At 55.9% G+C, this 11,102-nt stretch carries 11 protein-coding genes and 1 pseudogene; 9 read left to right on the top strand and 3 right to left on the bottom strand.

Annotation, left to right across the window (positions count from 1 at the left end; genetic code table 11):
• Positions 1-182: hypothetical protein (locus Q0897_RS13760; protein WP_299309993.1), on the bottom strand; the 182-nt coding region annotated here is incomplete at its 3' end.
• 136 nt (positions 183-318) lie between these two features.
• Between Q0897_RS13760 and Q0897_RS13755 the strand changes: the two genes are divergently transcribed.
• The 3 genes and pseudogenes from Q0897_RS13755 (at position 319) to Q0897_RS13745 (ending at position 2,736) form a co-directional block, all read left to right on the top strand.
• Positions 319-1,113, top strand: coding sequence for an SDR family oxidoreductase (locus tag Q0897_RS13755; protein ID WP_299309992.1), 795 nt, complete (start codon positions 319-321; stop codon positions 1,111-1,113).
• 167 nt (positions 1,114-1,280) lie between these two features.
• Positions 1,281-1,949: pseudogene (locus Q0897_RS13750) on the top strand (IS6 family transposase); the annotation flags it as partial.
• 70 nt (positions 1,950-2,019) lie between these two features.
• Positions 2,020-2,736 carry an IS6 family transposase gene (locus Q0897_RS13745; protein WP_299309991.1) on the top strand — a complete coding sequence of 239 codons (717 nt, stop codon included), beginning with the start codon at positions 2,020-2,022 and terminating at the stop codon, positions 2,734-2,736.
• A gap of 230 nt (positions 2,737-2,966) precedes the next feature.
• Here the strand turns inward: Q0897_RS13745 and Q0897_RS13740 are convergent, their stop codons facing one another.
• Complete coding sequence (locus Q0897_RS13740; RefSeq protein WP_299309990.1) at positions 2,967-3,572, bottom strand: PEPxxWA-CTERM sorting domain-containing protein; 606 nt, start codon at positions 3,570-3,572, stop codon at positions 2,967-2,969.
• A 137-nt stretch (positions 3,573-3,709) separates the two neighbouring features.
• Here Q0897_RS13740 and xrtV point away from each other — a divergent pair, with 137 nt between their 5' ends.
• Together xrtV and Q0897_RS13730 are read left to right on the top strand one after the other, a co-directional pair.
• The gene (gene xrtV / locus Q0897_RS13735; RefSeq protein WP_299309989.1) at positions 3,710-4,678 is read left to right on the top strand and encodes an exosortase V; all 969 of its coding nucleotides are present in this window, start codon (positions 3,710-3,712) and stop codon (positions 4,676-4,678) included.
• On the top strand, positions 4,675-5,358 hold the full coding sequence (locus tag Q0897_RS13730) for an exosortase C-terminal domain/associated protein EpsI (RefSeq protein WP_299309988.1): 684 nt from the start codon (positions 4,675-4,677) through the stop codon (positions 5,356-5,358). Before xrtV ends, Q0897_RS13730 begins: the two co-directional genes overlap by 4 nt.
• Before the next feature lie 49 nt (positions 5,359-5,407).
• Here the strand turns inward: Q0897_RS13730 and Q0897_RS16135 are convergent, their stop codons facing one another.
• Positions 5,408-5,662, bottom strand: a complete 255-nt coding sequence (locus tag Q0897_RS16135; RefSeq protein ID WP_366519940.1) for an XrtV sorting system accessory protein — start codon at positions 5,660-5,662, stop codon at positions 5,408-5,410.
• A gap of 57 nt (positions 5,663-5,719) precedes the next feature.
• Between Q0897_RS16135 and Q0897_RS13725 the strand changes: the two genes are divergently transcribed.
• From Q0897_RS13725 to Q0897_RS13710, 4 genes are all read left to right on the top strand, one after another.
• On the top strand, positions 5,720-6,568 hold the full coding sequence (locus tag Q0897_RS13725; protein ID WP_366519939.1) for a hypothetical protein: 849 nt from the start codon (positions 5,720-5,722) through the stop codon (positions 6,566-6,568).
• A 674-nt stretch (positions 6,569-7,242) separates the two neighbouring features.
• Complete coding sequence (locus Q0897_RS13720; protein ID WP_299309986.1) at positions 7,243-7,557, top strand: hypothetical protein; 315 nt, start codon at positions 7,243-7,245, stop codon at positions 7,555-7,557.
• Complete coding sequence (locus tag Q0897_RS13715) at positions 7,554-9,971, top strand: M10 family metallopeptidase C-terminal domain-containing protein (protein WP_299309985.1); 2,418 nt, start codon at positions 7,554-7,556, stop codon at positions 9,969-9,971. The genes Q0897_RS13720 and Q0897_RS13715 overlap by 4 nt, the downstream gene beginning before the upstream one ends.
• Positions 9,972-10,059: 88 nt before the next feature.
• Positions 10,060-10,776 carry an IS6 family transposase gene (locus tag Q0897_RS13710; protein ID WP_299309984.1) on the top strand — a complete coding sequence of 239 codons (717 nt, stop codon included), beginning with the start codon at positions 10,060-10,062 and terminating at the stop codon, positions 10,774-10,776.
• Positions 10,777-11,102 lie beyond the last annotated feature (326 nt).

Genomic DNA, 11,102 nt, shown 5'->3' with positions numbered 1-11,102 from the left:
ACTGGCGGATCGAATGCAGGAATATCCCCCGTCTTTAGGCCGCGGCATGGATATCGGCGGCGTTCCATATCTTGCGGGCTTTCATCACTCGCTGTCTGCGACGTAATGCCATCGCAAAACAGCTCGCCATGCGCAAATCGCCGTTCCGATGAAGGCCGATCCACACGCATGTCGCTGGTCATTCCATGCAAGTCTGCCGCAGGATGCCGCAAACTACACCATAGGCTAGTAACAATCGTTTGATCCGGTGGCCTAGCCTGCCGACACCAAACAAAGTCCGGCAATCAAAAACGGGCTGGCGACAGGAGATGGAGAGCTATGGAAAGCCAGATTCTAAAGAATAAGGTCGCAATCGTGACGGGAGCGGGACGTGGGATCGGGCGGGCCATCGCTTTGGCCTATGCGCAGGAAGGCGCCAAGGTTGTCGTTGCTTCGCGGACGCAATCGACGGTGGATGCCGTGGTCGACGAAATTCACGAAGCGGGCGGCACGGCAATCGGGGTTGCCTGTGACGTCGGTCACCGCGAAGAGGTCCATGCGTGTGTCGAGAAGGCCGCGCAAACATTTGGGGCGGTGCACATTGTTGTCAACAATGCACAAGGATTCGGAACCGAAGCAGATCCGCAACCGTCGACGGTTTTCGTCGCTTGCGAGGATACAGACGAGCGAGAGTGGGAATATACGTTCCGCACCGGCGCGACGGCCAGCCTGTGGTTCATGAAGGCTGCATTTCCCTATATGAAAAAAGCAGGGTTCGGGCGCATCATAAACTTTGCATCGAGTTCGGGCCAAATCGGGTTCGAGGGTAATACCTGCTACAATGCGACCAAGGAGGCGATCCGCGCCCTGTCACGAACGGCCGCACGCGAATGGGGCCAATACGGAATTACGGTTAATATCATTAATCCGGCACTCGAAACTCGCGCTTTCGACAAGTGGAAGGCTGCGCGCCCCGAGTTCGTGGAAGCGTTGAAAGAGAAAATACCCATGCGCCGTCTTGGCGAGCCGGAACGCGACGCAGGCCCGCTCGCGGTCTTTATCGCGAGCAACGGAGCATCCTACCTGACTGGCCAGACTTTCATGCTCGAAGGGGGGATGCACACGCTCTCCTGACGGTCGCAAATCTGGTGAATGGGCTTTGTCAAACGGATGGTACCTCTGGCAAAAGCCGCGGTGCAGGGTAGGGGAGGCGTACGCCCCGAGCCAAGAAACCAGCCAGCCGGCACTGTCAGAAGGATTGTACCTCTGGCAAAAGCCTCGGTGCGGGGTAGGGGAAGCGTATGCCCCGAGCCAAGAAACCAGCCAACCCGTTCCGGTACTTCCATTCTTCGCCGGAAGTCATCCGACTGGTCGTGATGATGTATGTCCGCTTTCCGCTTTCGCTGCGGAACGTCGAGGATCTTCTGTCGGAACGTGGCATCGACATTTGCCATGAGACGGTGCGGCTTTGGTGGAATCGTTTCGGTCCGATGTTCGCAGCGGACATTCGCCGCCAACGCGTAAATCGGATGCGCGGTTTTCGAAAATGGCAGTGGCATCTCGATGAGATGTACGTCCGTATAAACGGCGAGATGGTGTACCTGTGGCGCGCTGTCGATCACGAAGGTGAAGTGCTGAAAAGCTATGTCACTAAAACGAGGGACAAGTCCGCCGCTCTGCGTTTCATGAAGAAAGCGCTGAAACGCCACGGATCGCCAGAGGTCATAACGACCGACGGTCTGCGGTCCTACAAAGCTGCGATGTCCGACCTGGGAAATTCGGCGAAGCAGGAGACAGGCCGCTATGCGAACAACCGAACCGAAAACTCACATCTGCCATTCCGACGAAGGGAACGAGCGATGCTGCGCTTCCGGCAAATGAAGTCGTTACAGAAGTTCGCCTCGGTTCATGCTTCCTTCCACAACCACTTCAATTCAGAACGTCACCTCGTTGATCGTCAAACTTACAAAGCCCGCCGCTCGGCACTGTCAGAAGGATGGTACCTCTGGCAAATGCCGCGGTGCAGGGTAGGGGAAGCGGATGCCCCGAGCCAAGAAACCAGCCAACCCGTTCCGGTATTTCCATTCTTCGCCGGAAGTGATCCGCCTCGTGGTAATGATGTACGTTCGTTTTCCGCTTTCGCTGCGGAACGTGGAAGACCTACTGTCGGAGCGTGGGATCGACATCTGCCATGAGACGGTCCGGCTTTGGTGGAACAGGTTTGGTCCCATGTTCGCGGCGGACATTCGCCGCCAGCGGGTAAATCGGATGCGCGGCTTTCGCCATTGGAACTGGCATCTCGATGAGATGTACGTCCGCATAAATGGCGAGATGCTGTACCTTTGGCGCGCCGTCGATCACGAAGGTGAAATCCTGGAAAGCTACGTCACGACAACGAGGGACAAGGCCGCCGCCCTGCGTTTCATGAAGAAAGCGCTGAAACGCCACGGATCGCCGGAAATAATCAGGACCGACGGACTGCGTTCCTACAAAGCTGCGATGTCCGACCTCGGAAATTCAGCGAAGCAGGAGACAGGCCGCTGGGCGAATAATAGGGCTGAAAACTCACACCTGCCATTCCGACGACGGGAACGGGCGATGTTGCGCTTCCGGCAAATTAAATCGCTACAGAAGTTCGCCTCGGTTCACGCATCCTTTCACAACCACTTCAATTCCGAACGCCACCTTGTCGACCGTCAGACTTACAAAGCCCGCCGCTCAGCTGCATTGGCTGAGTGGCAAAACCTCATGACCTGAAGAATAGCCGGGGAAGGGCGCACTTTGCAAAACGGAGAGCGGTTTGCATCCGACTGACAGCTCCACACGAGACGCTCAGGCTCCAGATCGATCTGACCTTCGAACCATTCATGAAGCTCAGCTGCGCTCGCTAAGCGGCAAAATCTGATGGCTTGAAGAATGTTTGGGGAAGGGCCAACTCTGCAAAACGGAGAGCGGCTTGCATCCGACTGAAAGCTCCAGTCTACGCGCTAGTTTGCGTAAGAAACTTGCGTAGCGATCTTTTGGCGACGCCGCATTGCATAGCCAATTGCGCCGAAACCAAGCAGCATCATTGCCCAGGTCGACGGTTCGGGAACTGCGCCGGGCGTATAAGGCGTCGACCCTACTGAACTTACGGACAGTGTACCCCAATATCCCATTTTCGGCTCGTTGTGAGACATATAGGACATCTTGAACGTCCCGAGTTTGTAATTCGGCGTGCTAGCAGAACCAGTAAAGAGGCTCGTGCTCTGGACGGAGATGTATTGTTTCGTCCGTTCCTGGCCATCGAAGATATCTGGACCGGAAAAACGGAACCCACCTCCGTAACTCGCTCGCCAGAAGGACAGCTTACCGAAACCTGTAATAAAACCCCAAGTCGCTACCGGATCAACGATACCAAACTCTTGATCGGATCCGTAGTTTAAACCGAAAGCCTCGATTTCCGCATCAGGGCGCAGAAGGAAGCTCAGATTTTCTTGCCCTGTCTCGGATTTTAGGTCGTATAGCAACGCAGTCGTGGCCGATGCAGGTGCGCTGGCAAAAAGAATGCCTGCGATGGCGGTCAATTCAAGCAAATATCGAACTTTAGCCACCAAACGCCCCTTACATCCATGACAACCTATTAACTAAACCTTAATAAATTGATCAAGGGTATCCAAAGCAAAAACTGTGTTGAGCCATAGTGGGACAACATAGAAGCAAGTCTTGAGGTGGCAGAAGATTGGGATTGATGACCAGCGAAGCGATCCCGGCCGAAGTGGGTTTCGAAGCGTGCATTATGGACATCGACGTGGACGGGCTTAGTAAAGGACATGAGACTAGGCCTAGTGACGCCACGGCGGCTCGAAATGATACTTTCCAAAGAGCGTCCGGGGCAACTGCGTTCGCATCAATCGGCCTGCTGGCCTTCGCCGTACCGACATTCATCCGCGTTGCAAAAGAGCATTGGACCACAGAATCAGGTGTGCATGGTCCCATTATTCTGGCAACTGGCCTCTGGTTGATCTGGCGCGAGCGCGAATGGATCACAGCTCATAGGATCGTTCACGATGGATGGCTATGGATCCTTCCGTTCTTGACATTGAGCAGCCTCTGGTTGCTAGCCCGGATGTTCCAGATCGTAAGCGTCGAGAGCGCAGCGCTTTATTTGCTTCTGGTTGGTTCAGGGTGGCTCTACTTCGGCGCCGCCGTTGTCAAACGCCTGTGGTTTCCGATCCTGTATCTTGCCTTTATGGTAGTATTACCGGCTTCCGTCGTGGATCAGGTCACGCAGCCGTTAAAGCTTTGGATATCGTTTGCCGCGGCTAGCCTTCTCGATCTGACAGGTTACCCCGTCGCCAGCACCGGAGCCATAATCCAGATCGGCCAGTATCAATTACTGGTGGAAGATGCGTGCGCGGGCCTGATGTCACTGTTCTCGCTGAGTGCGATTGGCCTGTTCTACGTCTATCTCGTTGCTGGGAACGATAGCAGGCGAGCAGTCATTTTGATGGCGGCCATTTTGCCGATGGCGGTGCTTTCTAACCTCGTGAGGGTTATAGTGCTGGCGTTACTGACCTATCATGCGGGAAGCAAGGCGGCCCAAGGGTTTATGCATGACATGGCGGGTTTGCTGACGTTCTCCGTGTCGCTCGCCGGCATGTTCGCGGCGGACGCGGTTGTCGCCCGGACTGTCCTCTCAAAGCCGGCGCAAACATGAACCGCGCTGGCAATCATGCGAGCCGCCGCGACGTGCTGGTCGGCAGTGTGGGACTGTTGTGCGCTGGCGCGAGCGTGCTTGCAACGGGCGAGAAGGACGTGGATGCCTTGCCAAGAGGCGCGCTGAAAAACGCGTTTCCCCATGTGCTTGGCGAATGGCGCGCCGTTCCTGCGGGAAACGTCGTCTTGCCGCCGCAGAGCAAACTTTCCGATCAATTGTACAATGACGTCATGGTACGCGGATACGAGAATGGCGATGCAATGGTTGTGCTGTTGCTTGCCTACGGCGCCGTCCAGAACAAAAGCATGCAAATGCATCGCCCTGAAGGATGCTATCCAGCGTCGGGTTTCGGCATCCTTAGTTCGCAGGTCGTTCAGTTGCCGTTGGCAGACGGTCACGACATCAACGCGAAATTCCTAGTCACGGAATCGAACGTGCGCAAGGAGCAGGTTCTTTATTGGAGCCGGGTCGGCAACCATTTTCCGACGTCGCTGCTCTCGCAACGTTGGGCCGTGCTTCAGGAGAGCCTCGCAGGGCGGTCGCCGGATGGTATTCTTGTGCGCACCTCAACCATCGCTAACAGGCCGCAAGCGGCACTCCCACTGCTCCGTTCCTTCGCCGATGCAATGATCGCGCATGCGCCTACGACCGCGCGACGCCTCCTTACTGGTCGAACGTGAACTTTTTCGTCTGGCCTTCAGGTTCTCTCAAGATCTCGATATCGCCGATTTATTTGCCGCCGGATTGGAAAGAGAACGGGCGAAGCGTGTAATAAATGAATGCAAGCGTCGCAAGAAAAGTGCCCACGGCCATGGCGTCCATCCCCTCGTTGCCCAACCAATTCGTAACGGCGCAACCGACCCCGGCCACAAGATATTGCCAAAGATGATCTTTTGGATTTTCGACATCGACGGAACGATGAAGAAACAGGACAACCAAAAACGCAAACAAGACTACGGTAAGCCAATCATATACCGTCTCCATAGTTTTTCTTACTCCAAGCGGCGCGACCGAGCGGTTCGACCGGTACAGGGATCACCAATGTTCAGAAATCTCTTCATCTCTCCGATTTGCGGTGCGCTCTTACTATCGCTAAGCGCTTGTGACAGCAAGGAACCCGGCGAGGATGCCGTCGCGACTGTCAATGGTTACGAAATCACCTCTTCCGAACTCAACAACGAGCTCGTTGCACGCGGAATAGAGGATCTTCAGGATCAGGCCGCGCGGCGTGACGCGTTGGAAGCGATCATCAACCGCAAGCTGCTCGTCGGGCTCGCCGAGGAGCGCGATCTGAATAAGACACCCGATTTCATTTTGGCAGAGCAACGTTCACGCGAGCTTCTGCTTGCCGATGCTGCGGCTCGGTGGTTGGTTGCGTTTAACCAAGCGCCGGACGAGGCAGATGTGAACGATCGTGTCCAATCAGCTGGCAGTGAACGGTTCTTCTATCAGGTGGAAGGCGTGCAATTCCCTGCCCTTACCGATCCGAAGCTTACGCGCGCGATCGATCAGGCCGCGACCTTCGAGGAAATCCGCGAGATACTGAGCGCGGCGGAGGTGGAAGCGCGGCCAGCGAATGTTGAATGGGACAGCGCCGGTTTGCCCAGCGACCTCGTGCGCCAGCTTAACTCGCTGCCTGACGAAAAGCCCTTCACGATCTCGCGAGAGAGCGAAATGTTCGCTGGCGTAATCAGACAGAAGCATAAGCAGACGCTCAACCGGGTGCAGAGCCGTCAGTTGGCAGAGGCATCCGCCAGGCGGGAAAGTGCAATGCACAACCTCAGCGAATGGCTTGGCAATGCTAGATCCTCGGCAGAGATCAACTATCGGGATAGTTACGAGCCTGAAGCTGAAGCTCGGGAAGGCTCTGTGGCCCGCACCGCGAAATGAACGAGACGGATCTGTAATTCGGATTCGGAATGCTCTTTTTCTTACACAGTAAATATTTTTTCTAGGCCGTTTTGAGACCCATGACTGGCCCTCAAAAAGCAGGTTCGAGTCAGAACCAAGCGAGTTTGGGAATTCCTTTTGTCAACACGGCCTAAAGAAGTTTGCCTCGGCGCACGCAAGCATTCACAATCACTTTGATTGCGAACGTCACGTCTTCGACCGTCAAACTTACAAAACGCGCCGCTTAGCCGCCCCGGCTGATTGGCAATACTACCGGCCGGAGGAATAGCCGGAGAAGGGCGCACTTTGCAAAACCGAAAGCGGGTTGCAACCGACTGAAGGCTTCCGTGCCGGTTTTAAAAATTGAATATGCGGCAAGATTGAGTATTGGTTCGATCAAGAAGCCATCGTGGCACCATATCATTCTATGGGGGGTTTGAATTCGCTTTGCGATCTGGTCTGCTTTGGTGCTTGCCGCGGCTGCAGGCGAAGCATGTTCGGTGTCTTCGCAAATGATATCGTATGCCCCTGGCGCGTCGCGCCTGAACCCGGGTGTTCCGCTTGCATTTCGCAACGTCGAACGTATGCAAATACTCTGTCTGCTTCAGGCCGAAGAAGGTGTCGCATCCGAAGCGGATCGTGCTCGGATATGCGAGATGGTTTCACGTCTCGCGATGAACGATAGTACCGTTCCGGTATCAGTTATCTCCCTTGGCGATCCGCAGGCCATGACAGAGAGACGACTTACGATCCTTGTTCATGCTTCCCTTATAGAGGATGGCGCGGTGGCGTTCACCATGCGGCCGTTCCGGGCGATATTTGATGGATCGGAGGTTATGTTCGGATCCCGCCCGCGCGTGGTTAAATTTGATAACGATGCGGCGCTCGAAACGGCGATCGCTGCATCGCTCGATGAAATTCTCCCGTGGCGCTCGCGCAATACGGCGCCGCGCAAAGTTGACAATGCAACGCGACGAGGAAACGAATGACCGATTATGTAATTCGCAGCGCGATCGATTTCACCTGTGAATGTGGCGAATGCCAGAACGGTTCCGATTCCCGGACCGATATGGGGGTAAGCTATCCGCGTATCTTGCCGGTCGATATACTTGATGCTTCGGTTGACGCTCTCGCCGGGACTACGGCGCCGAATGGCAAGCCGATATGGTCAGTCGAGCAAATTGTAGCGCACCTCAACCGCACAGGTGCCAGTTGGAACGACGGTCCAGACCCTGCGCCTCAACGTTTCGACGGTGATCCGGATACGATCACCTTCGGCTTCTTTGAAAATGTCGATGAAGTGGGTGCCAACGGCTATGCCTATACCGTCGGTGAGGAAGTCTTCGCACTCGACGAATATTTCAACTTCACCTCGTTTGGAGAAGCGCAGCGCGCCGCTACGCGTGATGCGATGCAAAGCTGGGACGATGTGGCCGCGGTTCGCTTTATAGAAACCGATGCTAACAACGGCGACATCAACTTTGGCAATCTCGCGAATGCGCCGCAAACGCAGGCCTATGCGCGTCTTCCGCTAGAAACATTGAACGCCGACCCGGATATCAACGCACAGGTGCAGGCCATTGCCGGCGACGTATGGGTTTCGGCCACCCAGGCAAGCAATTATCAACTCGGCATCGGCAGCTACGGCCTTCAAACGATCACGCACGAGGTCGGACATTCATTGGGATTATCGCATCCCGGCGCGTACAATGCGGCGCCCGGTGTTTCGTTTTCATATGGGAATAATGCCGAATATTTTCAGGACAGCCGCGCCTACACTGTCATGTCCTATTTCGCGGCCGGGGCGACCGGTGCGCAGCATTTCGATTTCAACTTGTCCACCACTGTCTATTCATCGGTGCCGTCCATTCATGATATCGCGGCTATTCAGGCCATGTACGGCGCGGATATGACGACGCGGACCGGCGATACGGTCTATGGCTTCAATTCGAATGCTGGTCGCGACTGGTATGATTTCGATAAAAACCCGGCGTCTGTCATGACGATCTGGGATGCTGGCGGGAACGACACGATCGACGCATCCGGATATGACACGAACCAGATTATCGATCTGCGCGATGGCGCTTTGTCGAGCATCGGCGGAGTAACACTCGCATCTGCGCTTTCGTTCGACGAGGTGAATGCAAACCGGGCCGCGGCTGGATTGCCGCCCGTTCCACGCCAGGTTTACGATGCGAACATGGCGATTTTCGTTGCGAACCCCAGGCTCGGCGGGCTGATCGACAATGTCGGCATCGCCTATGGTGCGGAGATAGAGAACGCGATCGGCGGAAGCGGCAGCGATCTATTGATCGCCAACGGCCTGGTCAATATCCTGAATGGCGGTGCCGGCATCGACACCGTAAGCTATCGCGGCGCAACAGCTGGCATTGCGATTACGACCTCCGATCGGACCGGCCGCAGCGGCGACGCGGCGCGCGACAAATATATTTCGATCGAACGGTTCGAAGGGAGCCAGTTCGCTGACGTGCTGTTGGGCGGAAATGGTCACGCGGACGATTATCTGTCTGGTCTCGGCGGAAACGACCGGATCGAGGGCCATAATGGTAATGATACGCTACTTGGCGGCGAGGGCGATGACCGCATCGACGGCGGCGAACACGACGATTTCCTGGACGGCGGCGAAGGCAACGACAGGCTGCTCGGCTCCAACGGGAAGGACACCATTTATGGCGATGCCGGTAACGACTACATTGATGGCGGCGAGCATGACGATCAGCTTTTTGGCGGCAATGGAGACGATGAGATCTTCGGCCGAAATGGGAAAGACGCTATCTCCGGTGGGGTAGGCAATGATCGCATTGATGCCGGAGAACATGACGACGTCGTAGATGGCGGCGAAGGCGAAGACGAAATAATGGGTGGTAATGGACGTGACGTGCTGAAAGGCGGAGAGGGCGACGACTACCTCGATGGCGGCGAGCATGACGATGAGCTTTTTGGCGGTGATGGTAACGACCAACTCCTCGGTGGTAATGGCCGCGACACGCTGATCGGCGGTAACGGCAATGATTTGCTTCATGGGGGGCAACACGATGACTTGCTGATCGGCGGCGAAGGAGCCGACGTTATGACAGGTGGTCAGGGTCGCGATACCTTCCTGTTCGAAACGGCGGATGGCGTGACCGACCTGATAACCGATTTTAAAACTGGTCAGGACCGTATCGATCTCAGCAAGTTGGACGCTGTCTCTGGCACCGATGCTTTCGAGCGATTTACTTGGGTCGGATCGGAGGAGTTCACGGGCACCGCGGGTGAATTTCGTTCTTTTGTCGAAGACGGAAAATTCTTCTTGGCTGGTGATGTTGACGGCAATGGGTCGGCGGACTTCTTAATCGTATCGACAACGCAAATACACCAATCCGACATCGTTTTCGCCTGAGAGGATGAGCCAGGGCCGAGAATTGAAGCGGCACTGTCAGAAGGACGGTACCTCTCGCAAATGCCGCGGTGCAGGGTAGGGGAAGCGCATGCCCCGAGCCAAGAAACCAGCAAACCCGTTTCGGCATTTCCATTCTTCGCCGGAGGTGATCCGACTTGTCGTGATGACGTATGTCCGATTTCCGCTTTCGCTGCGGAACGTCGAGGATCTTCTGTCCGAGCGCGGCATCGACATCTGCCATGAGACGGTGCGGCTCTGGTGGAACAGGTTTGGTCCAATGTTCGCGGCCGACATCCGTCGCCAGCGCGTAAATCGGATTCGCGGCTTTCGCCAGTGGAACTGGCACCTCGATGAGATGTACGTCCGCATCAATGGCGAGATGGTGTACCTATGGCGTGCCATCGATCACGAAGGTGAGGTGCTCGAAAGCTACGTCACAAAAACGAGGGACAAGGCAACCGCCCTACGCTTCATGAGGAAAGCGCTGAAGCGTCACGGTTCGCCCGAAGTCATTACGACTGACGGACTGCGGTCCTACAAAGCAGCCATGACCGACATCGGAAATTCGGCAAAGCAGGAGACACGCCGCTGGGCGAACAACCGAGCCGAAAATGCGCACTTGCCATTCCGACGAGGGGAACCAGCCATGCTACGCTTCAGGCAAATGAAGTCGCTACAGAAGTTCGCATCGGTTCACGCATCCTTTCACAACCACTTCAATTCCGAACGTCACCTTGTCGACCGCCAAACTTACAAAGCCCGCCGCTCAGCCGCATTGGCTGAGTGGCAGAACCTCATGGCCTGAAGAATAGCCGGGGAAGGGTGCAATCTGCAAAACGGAGAGCGGTTTGTATCTGACTGACAGCTCCGCCATTTAGTCCAGGCCCTATCTCCCACAGCAGAGAAACAGCCAAATAGCCCGCAGACTGCGGGCTTTTTCGTGTCTGCCCCGTACCGGCGGAGAGTGGAGAGGGGCGCACGGGGGTAGTGCTCAGGAAAAGCGGAGAACGAGAGCGCCTTCGGTGCCCTGCCGCGCCGCGAATGATAGCCAGGTTGCACCTCCCTCAGATGGGCCCTGTCGAGCCTGCTGGAGACGGTCCGATGGGAGAGGTTGCGCATGTTGACAGCTGA

It is taken from the genome of uncultured Croceicoccus sp., assembly GCF_947496385.1.
Taxonomy (GTDB): domain Bacteria; phylum Pseudomonadota; class Alphaproteobacteria; order Sphingomonadales; family Sphingomonadaceae; genus Croceicoccus.
This window is presented reverse-complemented; position numbering and strand designations above follow the sequence as displayed.